Origin of the sequence: Limnohabitans sp. Rim47, from assembly GCF_001517545.1 — a bacterium.
Classification (GTDB): domain Bacteria; phylum Pseudomonadota; class Gammaproteobacteria; order Burkholderiales; family Burkholderiaceae_C; genus Limnohabitans_A.
Genome location: NZ_FBYA01000001.1, coordinates 32,612 through 58,125, shown reverse-complemented (window position 1 = coordinate 58,125; position 25,514 = coordinate 32,612). Strand labels below are relative to the sequence as shown.

Annotated in this window: 25 protein-coding genes; 10 read left to right on the top strand and 15 right to left on the bottom strand. The window is 61.2% G+C overall.

Annotated features, from left to right (window positions below):
* Positions 1 to 14: 14 nt before the first annotated feature.
* Positions 15 to 785, top strand: a complete 771-nt coding sequence (locus BN3544_RS00280) for an alpha/beta fold hydrolase (protein WP_036075460.1) — start codon at positions 15 to 17, stop codon at positions 783 to 785.
* Between the two features lie 73 nt (positions 786 to 858).
* Positions 859 to 1,362, top strand: coding sequence for a CBS domain-containing protein (locus BN3544_RS00275; protein WP_019430920.1), 504 nt, complete (start codon positions 859 to 861; stop codon positions 1,360 to 1,362).
* Between the two features lie 388 nt (positions 1,363 to 1,750).
* Here the strand turns inward: BN3544_RS00275 and BN3544_RS00270 are convergent, their stop codons facing one another.
* Positions 1,751 to 2,824 (bottom strand): 3-deoxy-7-phosphoheptulonate synthase, encoded by a 1,074-nt coding sequence (locus BN3544_RS00270; RefSeq protein ID WP_036075473.1) that lies wholly within the window; start codon positions 2,822 to 2,824, stop codon positions 1,751 to 1,753.
* A 46-nt stretch (positions 2,825 to 2,870) separates the two neighbouring features.
* On the opposite strand from BN3544_RS00270, the gene BN3544_RS00265 reads away from it, so the two are divergent.
* Together BN3544_RS00265 and BN3544_RS14495 are read left to right on the top strand one after the other, a co-directional pair.
* A complete protein-coding gene (locus tag BN3544_RS00265; RefSeq protein ID WP_019430917.1) occupies positions 2,871 to 3,338 on the top strand; it encodes a DUF3237 domain-containing protein in 468 nt (155 codons plus the stop codon).
* A gap of 145 nt (positions 3,339 to 3,483) precedes the next feature.
* Positions 3,484 to 3,618: a hypothetical protein gene (locus BN3544_RS14495; protein ID WP_019430916.1), complete on the top strand. Its 135-nt coding sequence runs from the start codon at positions 3,484 to 3,486 to the stop codon at positions 3,616 to 3,618.
* A gap of 139 nt (positions 3,619 to 3,757) precedes the next feature.
* Here the strand turns inward: BN3544_RS14495 and BN3544_RS00260 are convergent, their stop codons facing one another.
* Genes BN3544_RS00260 through modA form a run of 3 tightly spaced genes read right to left on the bottom strand, consistent with a single transcriptional unit; the run spans position 3,758 to position 6,490 of the window.
* Positions 3,758 to 4,936 (bottom strand): ABC transporter ATP-binding protein, encoded by a 1,179-nt coding sequence (locus BN3544_RS00260; RefSeq protein ID WP_019430915.1) that lies wholly within the window; start codon positions 4,934 to 4,936, stop codon positions 3,758 to 3,760.
* Entirely contained in the window at positions 4,936 to 5,613 is a 678-nt protein-coding gene (modB, locus tag BN3544_RS00255) for a molybdate ABC transporter permease subunit (RefSeq protein WP_019430914.1), read from the bottom strand. The genes BN3544_RS00260 and modB overlap by 1 nt, the downstream gene beginning before the upstream one ends.
* A 52-nt stretch (positions 5,614 to 5,665) precedes the next feature.
* On the bottom strand, positions 5,666 to 6,490 hold the full coding sequence (gene modA, locus BN3544_RS00250; RefSeq protein ID WP_019430913.1) for a molybdate ABC transporter substrate-binding protein: 825 nt from the start codon (positions 6,488 to 6,490) through the stop codon (positions 5,666 to 5,668).
* A gap of 199 nt (positions 6,491 to 6,689) precedes the next feature.
* Here modA and BN3544_RS00245 point away from each other — a divergent pair, with 199 nt between their 5' ends.
* Positions 6,690 to 8,570, top strand: a complete 1,881-nt coding sequence (locus BN3544_RS00245; protein WP_019430912.1) for a phosphoenolpyruvate carboxykinase (GTP) — start codon at positions 6,690 to 6,692, stop codon at positions 8,568 to 8,570.
* 106 nt (positions 8,571 to 8,676) lie between these two features.
* Complete coding sequence (locus BN3544_RS00240) at positions 8,677 to 9,600, top strand: DMT family transporter (RefSeq protein ID WP_019430911.1); 924 nt, start codon at positions 8,677 to 8,679, stop codon at positions 9,598 to 9,600.
* A gap of 78 nt (positions 9,601 to 9,678) precedes the next feature.
* Here the strand turns inward: BN3544_RS00240 and BN3544_RS00235 are convergent, their stop codons facing one another.
* Positions 9,679 to 10,149 carry a hypothetical protein gene (locus BN3544_RS00235; RefSeq protein WP_019430910.1) on the bottom strand — a complete coding sequence of 157 codons (471 nt, stop codon included), beginning with the start codon at positions 10,147 to 10,149 and terminating at the stop codon, positions 9,679 to 9,681.
* Positions 10,150 to 10,295: 146 nt separating this feature from the next.
* On the opposite strand from BN3544_RS00235, the gene BN3544_RS00230 reads away from it, so the two are divergent.
* Positions 10,296 to 11,273: a LysR family transcriptional regulator gene (locus BN3544_RS00230; RefSeq protein ID WP_019430909.1), complete on the top strand. Its 978-nt coding sequence runs from the start codon at positions 10,296 to 10,298 to the stop codon at positions 11,271 to 11,273.
* Entirely contained in the window at positions 11,270 to 12,151 is an 882-nt protein-coding gene (locus BN3544_RS00225) for a metallophosphoesterase (protein WP_019430908.1), read from the top strand. Before BN3544_RS00230 ends, BN3544_RS00225 begins: the two co-directional genes overlap by 4 nt.
* A 94-nt stretch (positions 12,152 to 12,245) precedes the next feature.
* Here the strand turns inward: BN3544_RS00225 and xylB are convergent, their stop codons facing one another.
* The 8 genes from xylB to BN3544_RS00185 all read right to left on the bottom strand — a co-directional run bounded on the left by xylB (position 12,246) and on the right by BN3544_RS00185 (position 21,213).
* The gene (gene xylB, locus BN3544_RS00220) at positions 12,246 to 13,706 is read right to left on the bottom strand and encodes a xylulokinase (protein WP_019430907.1); all 1,461 of its coding nucleotides are present in this window, start codon (positions 13,704 to 13,706) and stop codon (positions 12,246 to 12,248) included.
* A 78-nt stretch (positions 13,707 to 13,784) separates the two neighbouring features.
* Positions 13,785 to 14,720, bottom strand: coding sequence for an AraC family transcriptional regulator (locus BN3544_RS00215; protein WP_019430906.1), 936 nt, complete (start codon positions 14,718 to 14,720; stop codon positions 13,785 to 13,787).
* Positions 14,721 to 14,751: 31 nt separating this feature from the next.
* Complete coding sequence (gene dalD, locus BN3544_RS00210; RefSeq protein WP_019430905.1) at positions 14,752 to 16,173, bottom strand: D-arabinitol 4-dehydrogenase; 1,422 nt, start codon at positions 16,171 to 16,173, stop codon at positions 14,752 to 14,754.
* A 67-nt stretch (positions 16,174 to 16,240) separates the two neighbouring features.
* Positions 16,241 to 16,975 (bottom strand): SDR family oxidoreductase, encoded by a 735-nt coding sequence (locus BN3544_RS00205; protein WP_019430904.1) that lies wholly within the window; start codon positions 16,973 to 16,975, stop codon positions 16,241 to 16,243.
* Between the two features lie 29 nt (positions 16,976 to 17,004).
* Positions 17,005 to 18,072 carry an ABC transporter ATP-binding protein gene (locus tag BN3544_RS00200; RefSeq protein ID WP_019430903.1) on the bottom strand — a complete coding sequence of 356 codons (1,068 nt, stop codon included), beginning with the start codon at positions 18,070 to 18,072 and terminating at the stop codon, positions 17,005 to 17,007.
* 24 nt (positions 18,073 to 18,096) lie between these two features.
* Positions 18,097 to 18,927, bottom strand: a complete 831-nt coding sequence (locus BN3544_RS00195; RefSeq protein ID WP_026036818.1) for a carbohydrate ABC transporter permease — start codon at positions 18,925 to 18,927, stop codon at positions 18,097 to 18,099.
* A gap of 23 nt (positions 18,928 to 18,950) precedes the next feature.
* Positions 18,951 to 19,811 carry a carbohydrate ABC transporter permease gene (locus BN3544_RS00190; protein ID WP_019430901.1) on the bottom strand — a complete coding sequence of 287 codons (861 nt, stop codon included), beginning with the start codon at positions 19,809 to 19,811 and terminating at the stop codon, positions 18,951 to 18,953.
* A 145-nt stretch (positions 19,812 to 19,956) separates the two neighbouring features.
* Complete coding sequence (locus BN3544_RS00185; RefSeq protein ID WP_019430900.1) at positions 19,957 to 21,213, bottom strand: ABC transporter substrate-binding protein; 1,257 nt, start codon at positions 21,211 to 21,213, stop codon at positions 19,957 to 19,959.
* A 395-nt stretch (positions 21,214 to 21,608) separates the two neighbouring features.
* On the opposite strand from BN3544_RS00185, the gene BN3544_RS00180 reads away from it, so the two are divergent.
* Positions 21,609 to 22,031, top strand: a complete 423-nt coding sequence (locus BN3544_RS00180) for a universal stress protein (protein WP_019430898.1) — start codon at positions 21,609 to 21,611, stop codon at positions 22,029 to 22,031.
* 65 nt (positions 22,032 to 22,096) lie between these two features.
* Here BN3544_RS00180 and BN3544_RS00175 read toward each other — a convergent pair whose 3' ends face one another.
* Positions 22,097 to 22,720, bottom strand: a complete 624-nt coding sequence (locus tag BN3544_RS00175) for a TetR/AcrR family transcriptional regulator (RefSeq protein ID WP_019430897.1) — start codon at positions 22,718 to 22,720, stop codon at positions 22,097 to 22,099.
* Between the two features lie 107 nt (positions 22,721 to 22,827).
* A complete protein-coding gene (locus BN3544_RS00170) occupies positions 22,828 to 24,450 on the bottom strand; it encodes an alkaline phosphatase D family protein (RefSeq protein ID WP_050999120.1) in 1,623 nt (540 codons plus the stop codon).
* Between the two features lie 116 nt (positions 24,451 to 24,566).
* Between BN3544_RS00170 and BN3544_RS00165 the strand changes: the two genes are divergently transcribed.
* On the top strand, positions 24,567 to 25,508 hold the full coding sequence (locus BN3544_RS00165) for a DMT family transporter (protein ID WP_026036816.1): 942 nt from the start codon (positions 24,567 to 24,569) through the stop codon (positions 25,506 to 25,508).
* Positions 25,509 to 25,514: the final 6 nt, after the last annotated feature.

The window sequence follows — 25,514 nt, the reverse complement described above, 5'->3', positions numbered from 1 at the left end:
CTCGAAGTCATTTGATGAAACGTCGGCTATTGGGTTGGCTGTTGTGCATGTGCGGTTTGGCTGTCTATGCCGAAGAACAAATGGTCAAACTCGACATCGGTCGAGGCGATGCGCATTTGCCGATTTACGTGATGACGCAGCCGCAGGTAACGGCCACCTTGGTGCTGCTGCCTGGCGGCGATGCCAACACAGGCAAGATCGTGGATGGTCAGCCTTCCAGCAAGAACTTTCTGGTGCGCAGCCGCGCGTTGTTTGCAGCCCAGCAATTCAATGTGATCGTGGTCTTCAGAGCTTCTGATTTGCAACGCCTGGACTACGACTACCGCATCAGCGCCACACATGTGCAAGAGCTGGCCGCGGTGGTGCGCCATGCCAAACAACTGAGCGATGCGCCCGTGTGGCTGGTGGGCACCAGCCGCGGCACCGTGTCCGGCACGGCGGCCACGATTGCCTGGCCCCCAGGCACGGTGCAAGGTCTGGTCCTCACCTCCAGCGTGACATCCAAGAAGGTCGGCGCCATTGCCACACAAGCCATTGGTAAATTGGCAGTGCCTACGCTGGTCGTGCACCACAAGCAAGATGCCTGCAAGATCTGCTTGCCCCACGAGGCGGCCCGCATCACCGAGGGCCTCAAGTCGGCACCCATCAAAAAGTTCATCATGGTCGAAGGCGGCTCAGACCCGGTGGGAGACCCCTGCGATGCACTGCACTGGCACGGCTTCATCCACCATGAAAAAGAAACCGTTGAGTTGATCAGCAACTGGATCCAGTCACCCCAAAACTGAAGCGGTGAACTGGCGCACAGAAAAGATCCGGCCTGCCGATTAAGGTGGGTGGATCTTTTTGGGGGAGAGATCCATGAATCTGGCCAGTCTGTGTCGACGCGACATCATTTCTGTCAGCGCACAAGCTTCGGTAAACAAAGCCGCCGAGCTGATGCGCGTTCACCATGTCGGGGCGTTGGCCCTGACCGATCCTGAAGACCCAGCACAAGTGGTGGGGGTGGTGACCGACCGGGATCTGGTGGTTAATTTGCTGGCACAAGGACGTTCACCGGAAGAGCAATATGTGGGCGCATTCAGCAGCGTGCATTTGATCCGGGTGCCTGGAACCTCCAGCGTGTACGAAGGCGTGCAAGCCATGCACCAACACGGCGTGCGGCGTATTTTCGTAACCGAACCCAGTGGTCGCCTCATGGGCTTGCTGTCAGTTGACGATTTGCTGGTCAGCATCGCCGACGAACTGAACGGCTTGTCGGAGGCCTTGCGCATCGGCATTGACATGGAAAGTGGCAGAACTTCACCCATGTTCAAACCCGGTGAACTGCCAGGGGGCATGTACCTGGCACAGCATGAGCCTTGAGCCTTGAGCCCTGAGCCCTGTGCCCTGAGCCCTGTGCCCTGTGCCCTGTGCCCTGAGCCCTGTGCCCTGTGCCCTGTGCCCTGTGCCTTGCGCTTTGGTGGCTAGGGCACCGGACGCTTTTTGGGATGTGTCTGGGCGCGGCCCCGTGGCTGGCCGCCAAGAAAACGGTTTCCCAAATGACAAGCCCGACCAGCGAACTGGTCGGGCTGATGGGTCGTCACGAGAGGATCGTCCCAAAGTTTGCCCAAAAGAAGCTTCATCGTTCTGATGGGCGGGGCGCATGAATGCGCCCCAGAGGATGCTTCGGTCAGTCGCCCAACGTCAGCGATGCCACTTTAATCCTGCCCAGTAATTTCGGTCAAGCCACTGTTACATTTTTGGCGTTGAATCAAGCCCGGCCGCGCCGCTGCTGTACCGCCAGCGCCAGCGCATCCAGCACGGGCACCGTCTGCGAAAAGCTGATGCAGGCATCGGTGATCGAGACGCCGTGCGACAACGGCTGGCCTTCTTTCAGGTCTTGCCGGCCTTCGTTCAGATGGCTTTCGATCATCAAGCCCATGATGCGGCGGTCGCCGCCAGCCACTTGCGCGGCCACGTTGTGCGCCACCTCGATTTGTTTGCTGTGCTGCTTGCTGCTGTTGGCGTGCGACACGTCCACCATCACTTGCGGGGCGATGCCCGAAGCCTCCAGCGTTTTGCAGGCAGCGTCGACATCGGCAGCCGAGTAGTTGGGCGACTTGCCACCGCGCAAGATGATGTGCACGTCTTGGTTGCCGCGTGTCTCAAAAATCGCCGCTTGCCCCATCTTGGTCATGCCCATGAAGGCGTGTGGCGCCTTGGATGCCACCACCGCATCGGCGGCCACTTTGACGCCGCCGTCGGTGCCGTTTTTAAAGCCCACCGGGCACGACAGGCCACTGGCCAGTTGGCGGTGGCTTTGGCTTTCGGTGGTGCGCGCGCCGATCGCGCCCCAAGTGACCAGATCGCTGATGTACTGCGGGCTGAGCAAATCTAAAAACTCAGTGGCCACAGGCAGGCCCAAGTCGAGGATGTCCAGCAAGAGTTTGCGGGCCATCTCCAGCCCTTGGTTCATGGCAAAGCTGCCGTCCAGGTGCGGGTCGTTGATGTAACCCTTCCAGCCCACGGTGGTGCGGGGCTTTTCAAAATAGACGCGCATGACGATCTGCAGGTCTTTGGCGTGCTTATCGGCTTCGGCCTTGAGCAGCCGGGCGTAGGCGATGGCCTGGTCGTGGTCATGGATCGAGCAGGGCCCGACCACCACCACCAAACGGTCGTCCTGGCCTTGCAGCACGTTCGAGATGTCTTGGCGCGAGCGCTCGACCAGCGCCAAGTGCGCTGAAGATGCGGGCAGCCGCTCTTCGAGCAAAGCCGGAGTCATGAGCGGGCGCACCGAAGCGATGCGGGTGTCGTCGATGCGGGTTTTGTCTTGGGTAGAAAGCATTTGTAAAGTCACCTGATAATTCACAACCAGTTTAAAGGGATCTTTCATGACGCTACCCCCGCCGCAACTTGAACACCTGTGCGACTTGGCTGTGACTATCGCTGCACCCGTTGAAGTGGGCCAAACGCCTGCGGGCTTGCGCCGCATGATCCCCATCACAGGCGGCACCGTGAGTGGTCCTCGGGTGAATGGCAAAGTGCTGGCGGGTGGTGCTGACTTTCAGCTGATTCTGGGCGGCGGCACACAAGCGCACCTGGACGCGCGTTATGTGATCGAGCTCGACGATGGCAGCAGGGTGTTTGTGCAAAACACGGCCTTGCGCGTGGCCTCGCTGGAAAACTCGCAGCGCATCATGAACGGCCAGCCGGTCAATCCCGACGACATTTACTTTCGCTGCCAACCCAAGCTGGAGGCCACAGCGCCGCAGTGGGCCTGGCTGAGCGAGAGCCAGTTCATTGGCACCGGGCGGCGTGCGCCCGATGGGGTTTTCTTGAGTTTCTACCGAGTGCTGTGAGCGGTCTGACCCTGATGGCGGCTGCCGACTCGGCAAAAGCGTTTTCAGGGCCATCACGACCTGCGCTTTGATGTGATCCAGTGCCGTCAGGCCCATGCCAGTCCAGCTTGGCTACAATACGGCCATTCTTGTTTTGAGGTTCCCCATGTCTGCTCACAACGACACACACACATCTGACGATCCCGTTGAAAACGTGGTCAAACACATTCCCGTGATCATTCCGGCCGCTGGCGCCGTGTTGATTTTCTTGCTGGCTTTCATCGCCGTGTTCATGGCCTGAGGCTTTTTCGCAGTTTGAGTGCCTGCCTTTGTGGCGGCACCCCGTCATCACCCGCAACAGCCTTGGCTTTGCGGGTTTTGTTTTTGGGCGTGTGGTTTTGTCTGGTCGGCACACTCGGGAGCCGACGGGACGTTGTCGGTCAGCCGACTTCGCGCACCGGCATGATGTGCAACGCGCCTGGCGCAATCAAAAGCTGAACCCAGCCTCCGGCCTTGACGTCCAAACGACCCAATAACCGCGTGGTCAGGTTCAGGGTGATGGTTTGGCTGGTCAATGCCTCTGGCGTGAGCGTGCACAAACTGATTTCACCCAATGCCAAGACTTCGACCAGTCGGCACCGCAAAAGCGTCGCGCCCTTTTCTGGCTGATGGGTCGTGCTCCCATCGGCCAGCACATCCACCTGCTCGCCGTTGAGGACCCAGGTCACGGGTGTGTCGTCGTCGATCTTGTTTTTGTCCACCACCGTCAAATCGATGGCTTCGTGTCCATGCCCCGCTGGCGTCCAGCGCAAGCGCGCCCAACCGGGCGTGTCTTTGTAAAAACGGCCCTCAAAGTGGTTCTGGATGCCCACCAGCTCTGCCACGCGGGCGTTGCGTGGGCTGGCAAATACCCGTGCGGGCGTGCCTGTTTGCAAGGTATGGCCTGCATCCACAATGACCACCCGGTCAGCCAGGCGACGGGCTTCAGCCAGGTCGTGCGTCACCAGGACCATCGGCATAGACACTTTTTGACGCAAAGCGGCGAGCTCGCGGTAGAGCGTTTGCCGCGTGGGGGCATCGACGGCAGAAAAGGGTTCGTCGAGCAGCAAAACACCTGGCAAAGGGTTGGGGATGTCTGGCACATCCGAGGCGGACTGCGGCGTGGGCATGACGCGCACCAAAGCCCGGGCCAAGGCCACGCGCTGTTGTTGACCGCCTGAGAGCTGAACGGGTCTGCGTTGGCTGAGCGCTGCCAAACCCAATCGACTGAGCAAGTTCTGCACATCGGCAGCCGTCCAGCCGGGGCCAGCGGCCAGCGCCACATTCGCGTGCGCCGTCATGTGGGGGAACAAGGCGTAATGCTGAAACACCAAGCCCGCTCGGCGCTGCTGCGGACTGAGCTGAACGCCTGTGGCCGTATCCAGCCAGTCTTGCCCTGCCACGCGGATGTGGCCCCGCACATCGGCTGGCGTCCATAACCCAGCAATGGCACGCAACATGCTGGTTTTGCCGCTGCCCGAGGGACCCACCAAAGCCACCAGTTCACCCGCACCACAGTCGAATTCGGCGTCCAGCCGGATCGGGGTCACTGAGTGCAATTGCACTTGCAAGCCTGACATCAGCGCTCCTGCAGGGCTCGCCCGCGCTGGCCTACCCGGTCAAAAGCCAGCACCAGACTCAGCGCCAGCAAAGACACGCCCATCAGCGCCAGCGCCATCACATGGGCAGACTGCAAATCCATGCCTTGCACCTTGTCGTAAAGCGACACCGACAGGGTGCGGGTCTCGCCCTCGATGTTGCCGCCCACCATGAGCACCACACCAAATTCGCCCAGCGTGTGTGCGACCGTGAGCGCCATGCCCGCCAACAGACCTGGCCAAGCCAAGGGCAGTTCAATGCGCCAAAAGGTTTGCCATGGCGACAGGCCCGAGACCCACGCAGCCTCTCGCAAACTGTGCGGCACTGCTGCAAAAGCGCGCTGAATGGGCTGAACCATGAAGGGCAGGTTAACCAGTACGCTCACCAGCAAGAGGCCCTCCAGTGTGAACACCAAGCGCACACCCGAAGCCGCCAGCCAGGTTCCCAGCGGGCTGCCCTGGCCGAAAGCCACCAAGAAGTAAAAGCCGATCACGGTGGGCGGCAAGAGCAAAGGCAGCAACAACAAGGCCTCGATCAAAGGGCGTCCGCCCCAAGCGGTGACCGCCAGCCAGCGTGCCAGTACCAAGCCCAGTGGCAGCAAAACCAAAGTGGTCAAAGCCGCCAAAGTCAGCGATACGGTAAATGCGGGCCAATCCATGGGGTGATCGCTGGTTTTGCCTGTATAGGTTGAGGGGAGTCCGTGATCCCGATTATTGCGGCAAGGCGTAGCCGTGCCGCACAAACACCGCTTGCGCCTGCGGGCTTAGCAAAAAACGGTGCCAGTTCATGGCGGCCGGGCTGGCCTCTTTCAAGAGAACCATGCGTTGGTGCAAGGGGCCGTGCAAGTGCTCTGGCAAAGGCAATACCCGCAGGGTATGCGCGATTTCAGGTGCCGTGGTCAACGCCAATGCGGTGATGCCCGCCTGTGCAGCCCCAGTCGCCACAAACTGTGTTGCTTGGCCGATGTTCTCACCCAGCACTTTTTGCCGCGCAGCCAGTGCGCCCACGCCCGATCGTTGCAATGCCTCTTCAGCGGCCAATCCATAGGGCGCCAATGCGGGGTTGGCAATGGCCAGTTTGTCGCCCGGCTTCATGGCCTGCACCACCGCGGCCAGCCCTTGCGCCAAGGGCAACGCTGAATTTTTAGGCACGATCAGCGCCAATCGCCCTGTTGCATAGCGTTGCCCGGCATCCCGTGTGCGGCCCGCTTTGACCATTTCGGCCACGCGATCTTCGTCCGCCGAGATGAATTGCTCGACGGGAAGCCCTTGCAGGATCTGCCTGGCCAAATTGCCGGAAGCCCCCAGATTTACATCCACCTGGACCCCAGTTTGTTGCTTGTAGAGGCTTGTCAAGTCAGCCAGTACAAACTTCAAATTGCTGGCAGCTGCAATTTTGATGTGCTCCCCCGACTGAGCTTGGCTGGACAGCGGCGTCAAAGTCAGGGCCGCCAAGGAGACCATCATCCACTGACGTCGACCCCAGGAACCGTGGGACAGCCCCATGGCCTGCATAACGTGATGCTTTTTTTGCATATATTTAAGCGCGTTTTTTGTTCGAATTGACAGGCAGGGACAAGGCGGGCTCCCTAAAATCGAGGCCGCTTGGTTACCAAGCGATTACGGCCACCGATTTCAGTCCATCAAGCTTGCCAGTATCTCAGCCCATCAACCGTTTTTTCAAAGCCTCCGTTCAGGGATTTTGAAAAAACGATTTTTAAACTTGGAGCTAGTCATGAACTCACCCGTGATGCAGGGCCTGAACCTGAACACACCCGCGTACGTCAAGAACGCGAAACTGATCGCCTGGGTCGCCGAAATGGCCGCCCTGTGCAAGCCGGCCAACATTTATTGGTGCGACGGCTCTCAAGAAGAATACGACCGCTTGTGCGCTGAGCTGGTCGCCGCAGGCACCTTCAAAAAACTGAACCCCGCCAAGCGTGCCAACTCTTACCTGGCTTGCTCCGACCCATCGGACGTGGCCCGTGTGGAAGACCGCACCTACATCTGCTCGGCCCAAAAAGAAAACGCCGGCCCGACCAACAACTGGATGGAACCCGCGCAAATGCGCGCCACCTTGAACCCGCTGTTTGACGGTTGCATGGCGGGCCGCACGATGTATGTGGTGCCGTTTTCGATGGGGCCGCTGGGCTCACACATCAGCCACATCGGCATTGAGCTGACCGACAGCGCCTATGTGGCCGTCAACCAAAAAATCATGACCCGCATGGGCAAGGCCGTGTTTGACGTGCTGGGCACGCAAGGCGAGTTCGTGCCCTGCATGCACACTGTGGGCGCACCTTTGGCTGCCGGCCAAAAAGACACGACCAGCTGGCCTTGCAACCCCACCACCAAATACATCGTGCACTTTCCTGAGACCCGCGAGATCTGGTCTTATGGTTCGGGCTACGGCGGCAACGCGCTGTTGGGCAAAAAATGCTTTGCGCTGCGCATCGCCTCCAACATGGGCAAAGAACAAGGCTGGCTGGCCGAACACATGCTTATCCTGGGCGTGACCAACCCCCAAGGCAAGAAGTACCACATTGCAGCGGCCTTCCCTAGCGCTTGCGGCAAGACCAACTTCTCGATGTTGGTGCCCCCCAAAGCCTTCGAGGGCTGGAGCGTGACCACCATTGGCGACGACATCGCCTGGGTCAAGCCGCACACCGACGGCAAGATGGTCGCCATCAACCCCGAAGCGGGTTACTTTGGCGTCGCCCCCGGCACCAATATGAAGACCAACCCCAATTGCATGCTGAGCCTGCACAAGGACGTGATCTTCACCAACGTGGCCCTGACCGACGACGGCGATGTGTGGTGGGAAGGCATGGAAAAAGACACCGGCAAGCTGCCCGACCATTTGATCGACTGGCAAGGCAAGGACTGGACGCCGCAGATCGCCAAGGAAACCGGTGCCAAAGCCGCCCACCCCAACGCCCGCTTCACCGTGGCTGCGGCCAACAACCCCGCGCTCGACCCCGCTTGGGACGACGCTGCCGGTGTGCCGATCGACGCCTTCATGTTCGGTGGCCGCCGCTCGACCACCGTGCCCTTGGTGACTGAAGCACGCAGCTGGACCGAAGGCGTGTACATGGCCGCGACCATGGGCTCTGAGACCACCGCCGCCGCTTTTGGCGCACAAGGCGTGGTGCGCCGCGACCCCTTCGCCATGCTGCCGTTTTGCGGCTACAACATGAGCGACTACTTCCAGCACTGGCTGGACACGGGTGAAAAAGCACAGGTACAGGCCCAGGCCGCTGGCCACAAGCTGCCCGCCATGTACTGCGTCAACTGGTTCCGCAAGGGCGAGGACGGCTCGTTTGTCTGGCCCGGCTACGGCGACAACATGCGCGTGCTCAAGTGGATGATTGACCGCCTGGAAGGCAATGCCACAGGCGAAGAAACCATGTTCGGCGTGGCGCCCACTTATGCCGAAATCACTTGGACGGGCCTGGACTTCAGCGCCGAGCAGTTCAAAGCAGTGACCAGCATCGACAAAGCCGCATGGCAAGCCGAGTTCAAGCTGCACGACGAGCACTTTGCCCAACTGGCTTTCCACCTGCCCAAAGCGCTGCTGGACACCAAGGCCGCACTGGAAGCGCGCTTGGCTGCTTAAGTCATGGCTGCCCGATCAATTCGGGCATGACTCAGGCGACGACCTGACAGACCCACCGCCCCGGCCGCAAACCAGGGCGGTTTTTTTTGGCCTGCACAATGGGCACATGTTTACCCGTGCTGTTTCCGAATCCCGCGAACGCTTGGCCCTTTGGCTCCTTTGGATCACGCCCGCCCTGTGGTCCGTCAATTACATCGTGGCACGAACCGCGCCCGGCGTGGTCGCGCCCCACATGTTGGCCCTGGGGCGCTGGGCTTTGGCCGGCGTGATCTTGAGCTTCATCGCCCGCAGTGAACTGTGGCACGAGCGCCGCAGCACCTTGCGCGCGGCTTGGCAATACCTGGCCTTGGGGGCTTTGGGCATGCTGGTCTGTGGCGCCTGGGTCTATCAAGGTGCGCAAACCACCACCGCCATGAACATTGCGTTGATTTATGCGGCTTCACCCGTTCTGATCGCGCTGGGTGCCGTGCTTTGGTTGGGTGAGCGGTTTTCGTGGCGACAAGCCTTGGGCGTTCTCGTTGCCATGTCGGGCGTGTTCCATGTGGTGGTCAAAGGGCAATGGGGTGCGCTGGGCCAGGTGCAATGGGTGGTTGGGGACGGCTGGATTGTGCTGGCCATGGTGTCTTGGGCAGGATTTGCTTTGTTGCAAAAGAAATGGCCCACGCCCTTGGGCTCAACGGCGCGGCTGGCCGCCATTTGCATGGGCGGTGTGCTGGTCTTGCTGCCTTTTGCCACATGGGAATGGCTGCAGGCCGACACCCCGCCCTGGAGCGCCCAAGCCACTTGGCTCGTGCTGGGTGCGGGCTTGGTGCCGGGCATTGGCGCTTATTGGGCGTATGGTTTTTGCCAGAAAGTGCTTGGGGCCAGCCGGGTGGCCGCCAGCTTGTACTTGGGGCCTTTGTATGGCGGCCTGACGGCTTGGCTGGTGCTGGGTGAGTCTTTGGGCTGGCACCATGTGATGGGTGCGTGCCTGATCTTGCCGGGCATTTACCTGGCTTCGCGCAAAACAACACCAACTTCCGAACCCTGAGTTTTGCACCCGCCAAGCAAAAGGCCTCCCGAAAGAGGCCTTGTGTTTTGGCAGGGGCCAGCGCCCCAACGCCAGCGATCAGATGTAGTACATGCGGCTTTGCAGCATGCGGGCCGTGCGGCGGGTCATCAGCGTGGCGATGTCTTTGGCAGGCTGCGTCTCATTGCTTGCGCGGTCTATGGCCGTTTGCAGGTCGTTCATCAGGCGGCTGTCGGTCTGGGCCATGGCCCAAAGACGCTCGTCGGCGCGGCGACGCGCTACATGGGCAGACCACGCATCCAGGCCGCTCATCAGGTTTTGCGCCAGCGCACGGGTCACGCCGCGCAGGACGCCAATCGCCACAGCAGCTACAGCCCACAGAGCCAGCCAGGCAGCCACAACATGAGATTCGGCCCAGCTGTCGATCATTTGATCCGTCAGCACAACCAAGGCAGCCACACCAGCGGCCAGCATGAGTGTGGCCAAGGCTTTGGTTGAGGTCGCGGGGGCAGCCGCAACAGCTGTTGGAGTGGGCATTTGACCCAGAATCGATTTGGTAGCGGTGTTCATTGTGTGTTCCCTTGAATTGATTTTGGTTAATTTGGCAACCCAAATAATCAAAACCATGTGCGCATCATAGGGTTTTTACGGATGATGTCCAACTTTATATTCATGATGTTTATCATTCACAATGGTGATACAAAAGGAATATTTGCATGCCTCACGCCATTCCAGCCGCCTTCCGCACCTTGGACCTGAACCTGCTTCGGGTCTTTGACGAAGTCATGGCCGAGCGCAGCCTGACCCGTGCAGCGCGTAACTTGTCGCTGACCCAGCCCGCTGTCAGCAACGCCCTGCGCCGCCTGCGCGACGCACTGGACGACGAATTGGTGCGTCGACACGGCCACGGCATCGAGCCCACGCCCCGCGCACTGGCGCTGTGGCCCAACGTGCGCGAGGCGCTGCGCCAGCTGCAAGAAGCCATCGTGCCCAGCACCTTTGTGCCCCACGACGCCACCAACACCTTCATCCTGGCCATGGCCGACGCCACTGCCGCCGAACTGATGGGCGGGCTGGCCCGGCAACTGCAAACCGAAGCGCCGGGCATTTCGTTGCGCGTGGTGCCCCTGACCACCCGCGATCCGCGCAGCCTGCTGAGCGACGGCACGGCCGACATGGCGATGGGCTACTTTCCTGCTGTATTGACCGATTTGACCGGGCGTGCACAAGCTGGCGAAGCGGTGTCTTTTGAACATCAGCGCCTGTATGCGGGTGAATATGTGTGCGTGATGCGCCAAGGCCACCCCTTGGCCGAGCAGCCCATGACGCTCGATACCTACTGCGCAGCCCGCCATTTGCTGGTGAGTTTTTCGGGGCGGCCTTATGGTTTTGTCGATGAGGCCCTGGCCACGATTGGGCGGCAACGGCGGATCGTGCTTACGGTGAACCAGTTTTTCACCGCAGGGCAGGTGGTGGTCAATTCCGACTTGCTCACGGTGTTGCCACGCCACTTTGTACCGACCACAGGCATGGGCGATCAACTGGTGCTGCGCGAGCTGCCCCTCGACGTGACACCTGTGCACGTCGAAGCGTTGTGGCACCGGCGCTTGCAACACGACAGCGCGCACCAATGGTTGCGAGGCCAGTTGTTGCAAGTGGCCCAAGCCGCATTTGCCAAAGAGGACATGGCATGAAGATTCAATTGCTCTCGGACCTGCACCTGGAGTCCAACCCCGGCTTTGTGCCCACACCCGCGCCGGGTGCCGACGTGCTGGTGCTGGCCGGCGACATCGGCTCTTACCAAACCAACTCGGCGCTGGCCGCTGCCGGTGACACCGACTTTGGCTTGAAGCGCTTTTCGCCGTTGCACGGCTGGCCCACCCCGGTGCTGTTTGTGCCGGGCAACCACGAATACGACGGACTCGACTTTGACGAAGCCCACACCCGCCTGCACGAAACCTGCACGCGGCTGGGCATTACCTGGCTGGAGCGCGAAGTGCTGCACCTGAACGGCGTGCGCTTTGTGGGCACCACGCTGTGGGCCGATTTTGATGCGATGGGGCCACTGGCGGGCAAGCCACTGCCCGAGAAGATCCCTGCCCACTTCAGCCACCCCAACAGCCAATACACACGCCAACTCAAGGCCCGCGACAAAGCCTTCCGCGCCGCCAACTATTACCTGCGCAAAACCGGCACCACCCGAGGCACACAAGCCTGGCTGGCAGAGCCCGTGCGCGAACAAGCCTTGCTGTGCCAAAGCTGGTTGAGCGCCGCGCTGAGCACCCCGTTTGACGGCCCCACTGTGGTAGTGACGCACTTTGCCCCCAGCCTGCGCAGCGCCGACCCGCGCTATGGACTGGTGCCGGGCACCGCAGGCTTTTGCAACGCACTCGACGCCTTGCTGCCCCAAGCCCAACTGTGGCTGCACGGCCATCTGCACTGCCCGGTGGACTACACCTACAACGGCTGCCGCGTGGTGGCCAACCCGCTGGGCTATGCCCACAAAAAAGAGCAACTCACGTTTCAGGCGCAGCAGGTGATTTGTGTGGATGGCGCTTCTGCTCGGGACTGAAACCAACACGCCTTGAGGCCACGCTGGCACGGCACGGCACGGAATAGCGCCAGCACAGCCGACACGCAAGCGCTTCAGCGTCGGGCTTCTCGTGTCAAAAGAGCGGCGACACCGCCCGGTAAAGCGCCTGAAAACGGGCATGGCGCAAAGCCAGCGCCGCGTGCTGCATGGCATCGGGCTCAAAACTGCGGCTGACCGCGGGTGTGGTGCACACCGCCTCGACCGAAGCCCCGCAGGCCAACCAAGCCAAACGCGCCGCGCCCAAAGCCGCGCCGGTTTCAGCGCCTGCGTGCAAGGTCAAAGGCAAGCCCAAAGCATTGGCCAACAACTGCGCCCACCACGCATTGCGTGCGCCACCGCCCACCAGCGACAGGCTTTGCAAAGTCGACTCGGGTGAGCTCAAAGTCTGCAAGCCATCACGCAAGCCCAAAGCCACGCCCTCGGCCACGGCATAGGCCATGGCCTCGCGCCCATGCGCCGCCGTCAAGCCAAACCAGCAGGCGGTGGCCAGCGGCTGGTTGTGTGGGGTCCGCTCACCACTGAGATAGGGCAAAAACAAGGGCGCATTGCACCGCTGCGCGTCAGGCAATTGCGCCGCTGCGGCCAGCAAACTGGCCTCGTCGGCAAAAGCCAGTTGTTGGGCGGCCCATGTGAGCGCACTGGCCGCACTGAGCATGACCGACATCTGGTGCCAGCGGCCCGGCAACGCATGGCAAAACGCGTGCAAGCCCTGCGCCGGTTTGGGCGCAAAACGCGCACCACTGACAAACACCACCCCTGAAGTGCCCAGCGACACAAAGCCCTGCCCTGGCCGCACCAAGCCCATGCCGACCGCGCTGGCCGCGTTGTCACCCGCACCACCGGCCACCGGCACCCGCTCGGGCAGGCCCCAGTGGCGGCACAGTTCAGGCTTCAAAAAAGCCGACACGTCGCTGCCCTCCACCAAACGCGGCATGTGGCTGCGGTCCAAGCCACAAGCGGCCAGCAAGGTGTCGGACCAATCGCGCAAACCGGTGTCCAGCCACAGCGTGCCTGCGGCGTCCGACATCTCGCTCACGGCTTCACCCGTGAGCTGCCAGCGCAGCCAGTCTTTGGGCAAGAGCACGCGCGTGGTTTGCGCAAACAAGGCGGGCTCATGCGCACGCACCCACAGCAACTTGGGCGCGGTAAAACCCGGCATGGCCAGGTTGCCCGTGATGCGGGGCAAGTCGGGCACCTGCGCCATGAGTTGTTCGCACTGCGCCCCGCTGCGCCCGTCGTTCCACAAAATGGCCGGGCGCAAGACATCGCCTTGCGCGTCCATCAAAACCGCGCCGTGCATCTGCCCCGACAAGCCCACGCCTTGCAAACGCGCCAAAGCCTCGGGCTGCGTGGCTTGCAGGGCGTCCATGACCTGCTGCAAAGCCTGCCACCAACTGGCCGGGTCTTGCTCAGACCACAGCGCCTGCGGGCGTTGCACCGTCAAAGGCGCTCGCGCCGTGGCCAACACCTGGTGTTGGTCGTTGAGCAACAGCGCTTTGAGCTCCGAGGTGCCCAGGTCCAGACCCAAAAACATGTCAATGGCTTTCAAAAAACGCCCGGCCAACACACCGCGCGATGCGCACGCACGCCCTTTGGAGGCGGGCCGAAAAAATCAATGTGCCCCGCTGAAACGCGTGAGCGATTGGCGGCGGAAATCAGAGGGCTTCATGCCTTTGATTTCAAGAAATCGGCGGTTGAAATTGGCCACACTGTTGAAGCCAACGTCGTAACAGATGTGGGTGATTTGCTGGTCGGTGTCCATCAGCAACTGGCAAGCACGGCTGATGCGCACGCGGTTGACAAAGTCGGTGAAGGTGTTGCCTGTGGCCTTGCGGAAAAACCGGCTGAATCGGCTCTCACTCATGCCCAATTCGGCGGCCCATGCGGCGGCTGAATGGGCTTGCCCCAACTGCTCGGTGATGCGGCTGACCACGTCGTTGATGCGGTCCAGCGAGTTGTCGTCATCGTCGCTTTGCAACTGGACACTGGACAGCAAACGGTAATCGTTGCACGCGGCCAGGTCGGTCAGAAATTCGCAAAAAGCGGTGAAGCGGCGCAGGCCATGGGCACCCTTGACCTTGTGCCAGTGCGCGTGGGCCACTTCGGACATGCCAAAAAATTCAATGCCATGGCGAGCCCGCTCCAACAAGGGCAACAGCTCGGCCAATTCCGGAATGGTTTGGCTGGCCTGCACGAGGGGGTCGTGCGCAAACTGGATCACCAGATCGCGTTCGGCCACACCGCCTTCGGGCAAATCCATGGTGACCCAGTTGTGCGGCAAGCGCGGGCCTGTGAGCACCAGTTGGCCGGGCTGAAACGGCCCGATCCAATCGCCCACAAACACTTTGCCCGAGGTGGCGGTGATCAGGTGCAGCTCGTATTCGTCGTGGTAGTGCCAACGCGCCAGCGGGGTGGGAAAGCCGTGCGCCAAGCAACGCACAAACCCCACATCGCTGGACGCCTCATAGCCCATATTGGGCGAGCGCACCAGTTCATGCTCCAGCTCGGGCTTGATTTGACGAGGGACAGTGCGGGTTCGGACGGTCATGGTTTGGCGCTGAGGATAACGAGACAGTCCGTCAGTTTGGCACAGCCGTTTGCGCCGCCATGTGGGCCTGTACAAAGCGCCCAACGCGATCGTGGGCACGGCGCACGGCATCCCGCAATCGGGGGTCTTCGGCCAACTCGCCCCACAAGGTGGGGTCGGCACAAAAGGCGGCCACCGGGTCGGCGGCAGCGCACATGGCGTGCGCCACCTCGGGCTGCATGGCTTGGTCTTGGTAGGTGTAGGGAATTTGCCCAAGATGCCAGCGCTGCAAATACGCCAAAAACAGGGCGGGCAGCATGGCCACGCTGTCGATGCTCTGGCCACGCGCCAGCCGTTCGCGGATGGTGGGCGCAATAAAGCCGGGCACCTTGCTGAAGCCGTCCATGGCCACGCGCTGGTTGGTGTCGCAAATGGCCGGGTTGCCAAAGCGGTCGAGCACCACATCGCGGTAACGCGGCAAGTCGAGCGGGCAGGGCTTGTCGGGTGTGTCCAGCACGGGGATCACATCATCGGTCACGTAGTCGTAGGCCATGCGGCGGATCTGCGCGTCGTGCGTGCCTTCGTGGATGTATTGGTAACCCACCAGCGTACCCGCCCACGCGATGCAACTGTGTGTGGCGTTGAGCAAACGGATTTTGGCTTCCTCATAGGCGTCCACCGAATGCACCATCTCCACGCCCACGCGCTCCCAAGCGGGCCGGCCAGCGATGAAGCGGTCTTCAATCACCCATTGGATGAAGCTCTCGGCCATCAGCGCTGCCGCATCGTGCTGGCCCGTCGCGGCCTTGACCCGCTCGGCCACATCGGGCGTGGGCCGGGGCGTGATGCGGTCCACCATGGCATTGGGGCTGGTGGTGTGGGTTTGCACCCATTGCAGCAAAGCGCTGTCGCCCAGCGCTTCGATGAATTGCAGCAAGCCGCTGCGCGAACGCGCACCGTTGTGGCGAAGGTTGTCGCAGTTCATCAGCGTGACAGGGCCGCTGCCTGCCTGCATGCGCGCCCGCAAGATGCAGGCCAGTGCGCCATAAATGGTGTGCCCGGCTTGGGCCGCCTTGAGCGCCTGTAGGTCCTTGCGCAAGTCCTCAAAACCGTCCCAGTCCAGCCGGTTGTGCGCGTCCAAGTAATAACCGGCCTCGGTCACGGTGAAGCTGATGATGCGCGTGGCGGCATCGGCACCCACCGCCACCAGCGGGGCCAAATCGTCTTGGTACGGAATGACACGCTGGATGGAGGTGATGCGGGTGTAGGTTTTTTCGCCCTGTGGCGTCACGGTCTCCAGCGTGTAGGCCCCGCCTTGTGCCTGTAACGCAGCGATGGTCTCGGGCATGTCGGGGCGCAGATGGCCTGCGGCGATGGCCCAACTCGAATCGCCCAACTGCTGCAGTTGGTGCACATAGACGGCTTGGTGTGCGCGGTGAAAAGAGCCCAAGCCCAGGTGCAAGATGGTGTTCATGGTCAACAAAGGATGAAGGGGTTTTTGAACGCGGGTGTGCGGCCGCTTGTGCTTAAAAGTGCCGGACTCAGAGGTCGAAATTGGTGGGCATCATGACCACGTCGCGGATGGTCATGCCGCGCGGGCGCGTGAGCATGAACAACACGACCTGCGCCACCTCATCGGCTTCAAGCAAGCTGCCATTGGCCTTGGCCTCGGCCAATTTGTCGGCGGGCCAGTCGGCCAACAGCCCGGTGATGACCGGCCCCGGCGAGATCGCGCCCATGCGTATGCCGTGCTTGAACACTTGGCGGCGCGTGGTCTGCACAAAGCAGTCAATGGCCCATTTGCTGGAGGCATAGACCGGCTCCCATGGTGTGGGGAAATGCGCGGCCAACGAGCTGGTGACGATGATGTCGCCCGCACCCCGCGCGATCATGTGCGGCAACACGCCTCGCACGTTTTTCATCACCACATTCACGTTCAGGTTGAGCATGCGGTCAATGGCTTCGTCTTTCGCATCCACCAAGTCACCGCCCACATACAGGCCCGCATTGGCGTGAAAAATGTCCAGCCGACCGGTCAGCGCCAAGATGCGTTCGGGCATGGCGGCGCATTGCACCGGGTCGAGCAAATCCAGCACCAGCGGCACCGCCTGCGGACCCAAAGTGGCACAGGCCTTCGCCAGCGCCTGGGGGTCGCGGTCGACCAGCACCACCGTGGCACCCGCATGGACCATGACCTGTGCACTGGCAAAACCAATGCCCGATGCCGCGCCGGTGACGGCGGCCACTTGGCCATTCAAAGGGTGTGAGTTGTTCATGGTGTCTTGGTGTTGAATGAAACAATGGCTCAGGCTTGCGCGGCTGCGGTGCTGGTGTTGTGCGTGCGGTGCACCATACGGCCAGCGGCGTCAAACCAATGGGCGTGCTCGGTCGCCACATCGAGCGTGACGCTCTGGCCTGCGACCAGCGCGGTGCGCTCGCTCAGGCGGGCCACCAGCGTGGCCCCTTCGGGTGTGCTGACGTAGACCAAGGTTTCGGCCCCCAGCGCTTCGACCAAGTCCACCTGGCCAGCCATGGCGCCTTGCCCGCCTTGGCGCAGCAACACGTTTTCAGGGCGCAAACCCATCGAGCCACCCGCTGCCCCTGCTGGGGCCAGGTGCTGGACCACAGGCGGCAGTTGGTCCAGCGGCACCACATTCATCTGCGGTGTGCCGATGAACTGCGCCACAAATTGGTTGGCCGGGTGGTCGTACAGCTCCAGCGGCGTGCCCACCTGTTCGACCTGGCCGTCGCGCAGCACCACCACGCGGTCGGCCAAGGTCATGGCCTCCACCTGGTCGTGCGTCACATAGATGGTGGTCGCGCCCAGGTCGCGGTGCAGCTTGGCGATTTCTACACGGGTCTGGCCACGCAAGGCGGCATCGAGGTTGGACAGCGGCTCGTCAAACAAAAACACTTTGGGCGCACGCACGATGGCGCGGCCAATGGCCACGCGCTGGCGTTGCCCGCCCGACAGGTCTTTGGGCGTGCGGTTCAGGTAAGCACTCAGGTTCAAGATGGCCGCGGCACGCTCGACTTTTTCCTTGATCACTTCGGTGGCCACTTTGGCCAGCTTGAGCGCAAAGCTCATGTTCTCGAACACGCTCATGTGTGGGTACAGCGCATAACTTTGGAACACCATGGCCAAATCGCGTTGGCTGGAAGGCAGGTGCGTGATGTCACGCCCTTGCAAACTGAGCTTGCCGCCGTCGATCTGCTCCAAGCCTGCGATCAAGCGCAGCAAAGTGGATTTGCCACAGCCAGACGGCCCGACAAAGACGATGAATTCACCCGGCTCGATGGCCAGGTCAATGCCTTTGATGGCGCGGTGCTCGCCAAAGAATTTTTCAATGCCCTGAAGTTGAAGGTAAGCCATGGTGTGTGATCGCAAAAAAAGGGTTTACTTGACGGCGCCAAAGGTCAGCCCTTGCACCAGTTGTTTTTGGCTGAACCAGCCGAAGATGACGATGGGCGCAATGGCCATGAGCGAGGCGGCCGACAACTTGGCCCAAAACAAGCCCTCGGGGCTGGAGTAACTGGCGATCAAGGTGGCCAGGGTGCCGCCCTTGGCCGCAGTGAGGTTGAGCGACCAAAAGGCTTCGTTCCAACTGAGCACCAGACACAGCAAACCGGTGGAGGCCAGGCCCCCCATGGCCAAAGGCAAGAGCACCAAACGCAGTTCTTGCCAAAGCGTGGCACCGTCCATGCGGGCCGCTTCCAAGATTTCGTGCGGAATGTCCTTGAAGTGCGAATACAGCATCCACACCATGATGGGCAAATTGCTCAAAGTGAACACGATGATCAGCGCCAGTTGGGTGTCGAGCAACTGGGCTTTTTGCGCCATCACATACACCGGCACCAGCGCGCCCACAGCGGGCATCATCTTGGTGGACAGCATCCACATCAAGATGTCTTTGGTGTACTTGCCTTTGAAAAACGCCATGGCGTAAGCCGCAGGCGCGGCGATCATCAAGCCCAGCAAAGTGGACACCACGCTGGTGATGACCGAGTTTTTCGCGTACAGCAAATAGTCGCTGCGCTCTTGCACTTCGTGGAAGTTCTCCAGCGTGGGCGTGAAGAAAAGTTCGGGCGGCACGGCAATGGCTTGCAACTCGGTTTTGAATGCGGTGAGCAGCAGCCAACCCAGCGGGAAAAACAGCAGCAGGGCCACGCCCCATGCGGCCACCGTGCGCACGGCATAGGCGGGGGTCAGTGTAGAAGTTCGGGACATGGTTCAGGCCTTATCTATCGGTCTCATCGGTCGAGGTTTTTGCCGACCATGCGGATCATGAACACGGCGGCGATGTTGGCCAGCACGACCGCAAACAAAGCACCTGCCGAGGCCACGCCGGCGTCAAAGTTGAGCAGCGCTTGTTTGAAGATCAGAAAAGCCACGTTGGTGCTGGCATCCCCCGGACCGCCGCCGGTGGTGGTGTAAATCTCGGCAAACACGCTGAGCAAAAAGATCAACTCGATCATGACCACCACGGCCACCGATCGGGCCAGATGCGGCAGGTACAGATAACGCAGTTGCTGGCCATAGTGGGCACCGTCCATGCGCGAGGCTTCGAGCTGTTCGCGGTCCATGCTTTGCAGCGCGGTCATGAAAATCAAGGTGGCAAACGGCAACCATTGCCAAGCCACCATGATGATGACGCTCAGCAGCGGCAAGTCGGTCAACCAGTCGATGGGCGTCAAGCCAAAGAAGATCCAGACCTGCGCCAGCACGCCGTAAATCGGGTTCATCATCATGTTTTTCCACAGCAGCGCATTGACCGTGGGCATGACAAAGAAAGGAGAAATCAACAGCACCCGCACCAGGCCGCGCCCGGCAAAAGGTTCGTTGATCAGCAAGGCAATCGCCACGCCCAGCACCACGGTGATGGCGATCACGCTGCCCAAGAGCAGCAAGGTGTTGCTCACCGCCGAGCCAAACGAGGGGTCGGTGATGAAGTATTCGAAGTTGTCGAGCCCGACAAAACCACTCTGGTCAGGCTGCAGCAGGTTGAAGCGGATGACGCTGAAGTAAATCGTCATCACCAAGGGCACGATCATCCACAAAAACAGCGTGGCGATGGCGGGCGTCAGCAACAAACGAGGGAGCAGGCGATTCATAGGGGGTATCTCTCAACAGGTGCGAAGGCGGCAGCTTGGCATCGGGTCTGACAGCCCCTTGCACACAAGGCTCAAGCAGTACGGGTTTGATGAAAAACGGGCAGGCCCACCGCTGTGGTGCCTGCCCGTGGTCCGCATCGGCCGTTTACTTGTAGTAACCGGCTTTCTTCATTTCACGATCGGCCGCCACTTGGCTGGCTTTAAGGGCTGCGTCCACGGTGGACTTGCCCGCCAAAGCCGCGCTCATTTGCTGACCCACTGCGATGCCAATGGCCTGGAACTCGGGGATGGCAGCGAACTGCACACCCACATACGGGCTCTTGGGCAAGGTGGAATCGTTGGGGTTGGCCGAGTCGATGGCGGTCTTTTCAGCCTTGGCAAAACGCGCAGCCTTCAAGAAGTCGGCGTTGGCGTAAGTGCTCTTGCGGGTGCCGGTGGGCACTGCGCCCCAGCCATTGGTCTTGCCCACCAGGTTGATGTAGTCCTTGGAGGTGGCCCAGGTCACGAACTTCTGTGCGGCGTCCACATTTTTGGAGCCAGCCGGGATGGCCAGCGACCAGGCCCACAGCCAGTTGGCACCTTTGGGGGTGGCCATGGTGGGGGCTTGGGCAAAGGCCATTTGGTCAGCCACTTTGGACTGCTTGGGGTCGCTCACGAACGAGGCGGCGATGGTCGCGTCGATCCACATGCCGCACTTGCCGGAGTTGGTCAATGCCAAGATTTCGTTGAAGCTGTTGGCAGACGAGCCGGGTGGGCCGTAGTTTTTCAGCAAATCAACGTAGAAGTTGATCGCGTCTTTCCAAGGCTTCGATTCGAGCTGCGGTTTCCAGTTCATGTCAAACCACTGACCACCAAAGGTGTTGACCAAGGTGGACAAGAAGGCCATGTTGTCGCCCCAGCCCGGCTTGCCACGCAGGCAAATGCCGTACACGCCGTTTTTGGGGTCGTGCATTTTGGCAGCCAGGTCTTTGATTTGTGGCCAAGTAGGACGCTCGGGCACTTGCACGCCGGCTTTGTCGGCCAGGTCCTTGCGGTACATCAGCATCGAGCTTTCGCCGTAAAACGGTGCGGCAAACAGCTTGCCGTCCACGCTCAGGCCATTGCGCATGGCGGGCAGCAAATCGTCCGCGTCATAGGCGGCGTCGGTTTTGAGTTCTTGCAACCAGCCTTTTTTGCCCCAGATCGGGGTTTCGTACATGCCGATGGTCATCACATCGAACTGGCCGCCTTTGGTGGCGATGTCGGTGGTCACGCGCTGACGCAGCACGCCTTCTTCAAGGGTGACCCACTTGAGTTTGATGTCGGGGTTGGCGGCTTCAAAGTTTTTGCCAAGTTTTTGCATTTCGATCATGTGGCCGTTGTTGACGGTGGCAATCACGAGTTCGGTGGCCGCTTGGGCCATGCCGGCGCTGAACAGCGCGGCGCAGAGGGTAGAAGCGAGGCGGAATTTCACGGTTGTCTCCTGAAAGATGAATGTTGTTGGCACACGGCTGTACTCACCGTGGGATGAATTTTGATGATGTCTTGCCTCGCCATTTATACAAATTCGCCCCAAACCTGTACTTATTTGCAAGATATGCCTAGGACTTTCCCCTGTATCTGCTTGAAAGTTTGTGAAAACCGACATTTCGCCTCCACATTTCACCTGCGCAGTCGCCCGTTTTTCCAACCTGCCATTGATGAGCGTGTGCCCCTCGGTGCTGCGGGCTTGTTCGTGAACTTCATGACCTAAGTCAAAAACCGTAACCAAGAGCTGACTACATTCAAAGCTTGTTTGATCTCAATGAGGAGCACCCCATGAAAATCTTATTGGCCGTTGACGGCAGCGACTACACCAAAAAAATGCTGGCTTATCTGACCACTCACGACGAGTTGTTCAGTGCCAACAACAGCTACACCTTGCTCACGGTGAACCCCCAATTGCCGCCCCGCGCTCGCGCCGTGGTGGGCAAAGAAGCGGTCGAAACCTTTCAGCGAGAAGAGTCAGAAAAAGTGCTCAGCCCGGTCACCAAATTCTTGCTGCGTCACGGCATTGATGCCAAAACCGTGTCCAAAGTGGGTCACGCAGGCGAAATCATCTCTAAAACCGCCGACAGCGGCAAATTTGACTTGGTGGTGATGGGCTCGCACGGCCACGGCACCCTGGGCAATCTGGTCATGGGCTCTGTGGCCACCCAAGTGTTGGCGCACTGCAAAGTGCCGGTGTTGCTGGTGCGCTGAACACCCAAACAGCTTGAGCGCTTTGGGTGAGAGGGCGCCCCTGCAAGCCAGGGTGCGCCTCAGGGTCAGCGGGCGCTCAGCCCGTCAAAACAGGTGCTCATGACCAAATCCAGGATTTGCTCGTCGGTGTGCTGCTCGCCCATCTTGAGGAACTCCAGCACCGGGTCGCAGGCCCGCGCAAACAAGGTGTAGAGCACCGCGACCGCGGGCAGGGCTTGGTTGATCTGGCCTTGGGCTTGGGCTTTTTCGATCCAGCCCCCCAGCGAATCGCTGACTTCCATCAAGCCGTCCATGTAATCCTTGTTGGTCATCAAGGTCGCCCGCAGGCTGGAGTTCTGGCTGGGCAAGGACGGCATCAGGCCGTCCAGCTTGAGGGTCATGGTCCAGCGGGTCACCGCCTTGAGCTGGTCGATGGCCGCTTGTTCGGCCGGCAAAGACTGGATAAACGCTTGCGCCTTGCGCATGGCGGCCACCATGGCCGCACAAGCCAGTTCTTCTTTGCTGGTGAAATGCTTGTACAGACTGGCTTTGGCAATGCCCACCTCGGCGGCCACTTCGTCCACCGTCATCGCGTCAAACCCTTTTTCGGCCAGCAGGCGGTTGACCGACTGAATGATCGCCGTCTCTCGTGCGGCCAACATTTGGATCTTGAAAGACTTTTTGGGCGGGGTCTGGGCATGGGTAGTCATGGCCAGATTCTAGTCCCGCATATCGAGAAAATGACTACTTGGTCACTCCCAAGCCTGAAGAATGCAAAAGGTGGGAGCTGCGATTGTTTTGGCGCCTCAGCTGTCCATCAGGCTTTTTGCAGACCCGCCACGCCAGCGCGAACCAGCCATTGCGCCTGTGCCTTGAACACACCTTGGGCCTGCGCCGGGTTGGGCGTGGTCATGAACTCGGCACGCATGCCCTCGGGCTTGATGTCCAGCAAGGTGTAGCCGCGTTCGTCCGAACGGGCATGCAAGATGTCCGGGTTGCTGTCGCGGATTTGGGCCAACAACTTCTCCCCCAAGCCGCGTGAGGTGACCGAGGTGGTCACGATCTCGCTGGCGACCACGGGCGAGCGCTCGTCGTTGGGCTGCACCCGCAACTGGGCCGCCACGTTCATGTGCACATCACCACCCAGCACCACCACGTTTTGCAGCCCGGCTTGGGCCACGGTGTCCAGCCACCTGGCCCGGGCTTGCGGGTAGCCGTCCCAGCCATCGGTGAACGCACTTCGCCCCAAAGGCGTGTTCACACCACTCGAACTCATTTGGGTGGACTGTGCCACCAGCTTCCAGCGTTTGGTGCTGCGCGTCAGGCCCTCGGTGAACCACTGCTCTTGCGCCATGCCCAGCATGCTGCGCGACGGATCGGCCAAGGCGTCACAACCCACCACCACACGGCCACCGCCACGCATCGGGTCAGGGCAGGCGTGGTGGTCGCGGTATTGGCGGCAATCGAGCGTCCACAAATCAGCCAGCCGCCCCCAAGCCATGCGGTCGTGGATGCGCATTTGGCTTGGGTTGGCCGCATCAGGCCCCAAGCGCACCGGCATGTGTTCAAAGTACGCCTGATAGGCCGCCGCGCGGCGGCGCAAAAACACCTGAGGGTCGGTGAAGTTTCGGTCCAGGTCGTTGGCGTAATCGTTCACCACCTCGTGGTCGTCCCAAGTCATCAGCCAAGTGTGTGCGGCGTGGCAGGCCCGCAAATCGGCATCGCTCTTGTACTGGGCGTGACGGTCCCGGTATTCGTCCAGCGACTTGGGCACGCCGCCCAAGTGCTGGCGCAGCATGTGCTGTGGGTTGGAGCTTTCGTAAATGTAGTCACCCACAAACAGCACCAGGTCCAGGTCGCGCTGGGCCATCTCGCGGTGCGCCGCAAAGTAGCCCTGCTCGTAATGCTGGCACGAAGCCAACGCGATACGCAGGCGGTCGACCGCGTCGTTGACGCCCGGACTGGTGCGGGCGCGGCCCACCGGGCTGCTGGCGCTGCCGCACACAAATCGGTACCAATAAGGCCGCCCCGGCTGCAAACCCGTCGCCACCACATGCACGCTGTGGGCTCGGGCTGCGTCGGTCTGCACGCGCCATTGGCGCACGGGCTGGCGCAAGGCGGCATCGGCAAACACCTCGCACACCAGCGCGATGGTTTGCGCTTTGAGCGGCGCGTCGGCCTCTGCGATGTGCAAGCGCGTCCACAGCACCACGCTGCCCGGTTGCGGCTGCCCACTGGCCACGCCCAGGCTAAACGGGTCGACTTGCCAACGCGGCCCTTGCGCTGCACCTGACGCGCTGCTCAGCGTTTGCGCTTGGGGGGCAGGCGCCAGCCAAGGTGACAAAGCCACCGCCAAGGCCATGCGGTGCCAGTCGCGCCGGGTCAGCGCAGACGGGGGATCGTTGCGCGTCAAAGTTGCAAGGTGTTCAAGTGGGTTCATGGCAAGTCGGTGCGCTGCTGGGCATGCGTTGTTGGCATGTTAACTGCCGCATGTCACGGCGCTCGGCGCAGTCACTGGCGACAGCTGAGCGCACTGGGGCACGGCACAATGCGGGCATGAATTTGCGCAAAGACAATCTGGACGGTTTGGCCGTGGGCATGCTGCTGGCGTGCTGTATGTTTTGGGGGCTGCAGCAGGTGCTGGTCAAGGCCATCATGTCGGAGGTGGCACCGCTGTTTCAGGCCAGCCTGCGCTGCATTGGCGCCTGCGCACTGCTGCTGATCTGGTGCCGCGTGCGCGGCGTGCGCCTGTTTGAGCGGGACGGCAGCCTGTGGCCCGGTCTGCTGGCGGGCGGGCTGTTCGCCGCCGAATTTGCCTGCATCTATTTGGGCTTGCGCTACACCTCGGCATCGCGTCTGACGGTCTTTCTCTACACCTCGCCGTTTTGGGTGGCCGCGCTGGTGCCGCTGTTCGTCAAGTCGGAGCGTCTGCGTCCGCTGCAATGGCTGGGCATGGCCTGCGCCTTTGTGGCGGTGGCCTTTGCCATGCGCGAAGGCTTGGGGGCGGGCAGCTACGGCAGTGGCAACAACAGCCTGAACAACAGCGCGAGCCACGGTGCGAGCCACGGTGCTTTGGGCGACCTGCTGGGCCTGGCCGCCGGGGCCTTGTGGGGCCTGACCACGGTGACCATCCGCGCCAAAAACCTGACCCGCATCGCCCCCGAAAAACTGCTTTTCTACCAAATCGCCACCACCGCAGTGGCCGTGCCCTGGATCTCGCTGGCGCTGGGCGAAAGCTGGAACCTGCAGTGGAGCGCCCTGGCCTGGGGCTCGATGTTGGCGCAAACCGTGATCGGTGCGTTTGCCAGCTACCTGGCCTGGATGTGGATGCTGGGCCGCTACCCGGCCACCAAAATCTCGGTATTCGTATTTTTGACGCCCCTGTTTGCCCTGCTGTTCGGCACCTGGCTGCTGGGCGAATCCGCCACTCCCACACTGCTGGCCACCCTGGGGCTGGTGGCGGTGGGCATTGTGCTGGTCAACCGCAAACCCACTTAAGGAAAA

Excerpts from the sequence above, each read along its gene's own strand:
- BN3544_RS00180 (WP_019430898.1), top strand. The coding sequence starts at position 21,609 with ATGAAAATCTTATTGGCCGTTGACGGCAGCGACTACACCAAAAAAATG.
- xylB (WP_019430907.1), bottom strand. The coding sequence starts at position 13,706 with ATGTTTTTGGGTCTGGACCTGGGCACCTCGGAGCTCAAAGCGCTGTTG.
- modB (WP_019430914.1), bottom strand. The coding sequence starts at position 5,613 with ATGGATTGGCCCGCATTTACCGTATCGCTGACTTTGGCGGCTTTGACC.
- BN3544_RS00215 (WP_019430906.1), bottom strand. The coding sequence starts at position 14,720 with ATGACCGTCCGAACCCGCACTGTCCCTCGTCAAATCAAGCCCGAGCTG.
- BN3544_RS00230 (WP_019430909.1), top strand. The coding sequence starts at position 10,296 with ATGCCTCACGCCATTCCAGCCGCCTTCCGCACCTTGGACCTGAACCTG.
- BN3544_RS00190 (WP_019430901.1), bottom strand. The coding sequence starts at position 19,811 with ATGAATCGCCTGCTCCCTCGTTTGTTGCTGACGCCCGCCATCGCCACG.
- BN3544_RS00280 (WP_036075460.1), top strand. The coding sequence starts at position 15 with ATGAAACGTCGGCTATTGGGTTGGCTGTTGTGCATGTGCGGTTTGGCT.
- BN3544_RS00245 (WP_019430912.1), top strand. The coding sequence starts at position 6,690 with ATGAACTCACCCGTGATGCAGGGCCTGAACCTGAACACACCCGCGTAC.
- BN3544_RS00195 (WP_026036818.1), bottom strand. The coding sequence starts at position 18,927 with ATGTCCCGAACTTCTACACTGACCCCCGCCTATGCCGTGCGCACGGTG.
- modA (WP_019430913.1), bottom strand. The coding sequence starts at position 6,490 with ATGCAAAAAAAGCATCACGTTATGCAGGCCATGGGGCTGTCCCACGGT.
- BN3544_RS00200 (WP_019430903.1), bottom strand. The coding sequence starts at position 18,072 with ATGGCTTACCTTCAACTTCAGGGCATTGAAAAATTCTTTGGCGAGCAC.
- dalD (WP_019430905.1), bottom strand. The coding sequence starts at position 16,173 with ATGAACACCATCTTGCACCTGGGCTTGGGCTCTTTTCACCGCGCACAC.
- BN3544_RS00185 (WP_019430900.1), bottom strand. The coding sequence starts at position 21,213 with ATGGCCCAAGCGGCCACCGAACTCGTGATTGCCACCGTCAACAACGGC.
- BN3544_RS00275 (WP_019430920.1), top strand. The coding sequence starts at position 859 with ATGAATCTGGCCAGTCTGTGTCGACGCGACATCATTTCTGTCAGCGCA.
- BN3544_RS00260 (WP_019430915.1), bottom strand. The coding sequence starts at position 4,936 with ATGTCAGGCTTGCAAGTGCAATTGCACTCAGTGACCCCGATCCGGCTG.
- BN3544_RS00165 (WP_026036816.1), top strand. The coding sequence starts at position 24,567 with ATGAATTTGCGCAAAGACAATCTGGACGGTTTGGCCGTGGGCATGCTG.
- BN3544_RS00270 (WP_036075473.1), bottom strand. The coding sequence starts at position 2,824 with ATGCTTTCTACCCAAGACAAAACCCGCATCGACGACACCCGCATCGCT.
- BN3544_RS00235 (WP_019430910.1), bottom strand. The coding sequence starts at position 10,149 with ATGAACACCGCTACCAAATCGATTCTGGGTCAAATGCCCACTCCAACA.
- BN3544_RS14495 (WP_019430916.1), top strand. The coding sequence starts at position 3,484 with ATGTCTGCTCACAACGACACACACACATCTGACGATCCCGTTGAAAAC.
- BN3544_RS00240 (WP_019430911.1), top strand. The coding sequence starts at position 8,677 with ATGTTTACCCGTGCTGTTTCCGAATCCCGCGAACGCTTGGCCCTTTGG.
- BN3544_RS00205 (WP_019430904.1), bottom strand. The coding sequence starts at position 16,975 with ATGAACAACTCACACCCTTTGAATGGCCAAGTGGCCGCCGTCACCGGC.
- BN3544_RS00225 (WP_019430908.1), top strand. The coding sequence starts at position 11,270 with ATGAAGATTCAATTGCTCTCGGACCTGCACCTGGAGTCCAACCCCGGC.
- BN3544_RS00170 (WP_050999120.1), bottom strand. The coding sequence starts at position 24,450 with ATGAACCCACTTGAACACCTTGCAACTTTGACGCGCAACGATCCCCCG.
- BN3544_RS00265 (WP_019430917.1), top strand. The coding sequence starts at position 2,871 with ATGACGCTACCCCCGCCGCAACTTGAACACCTGTGCGACTTGGCTGTG.
- BN3544_RS00175 (WP_019430897.1), bottom strand. The coding sequence starts at position 22,720 with ATGACTACCCATGCCCAGACCCCGCCCAAAAAGTCTTTCAAGATCCAA.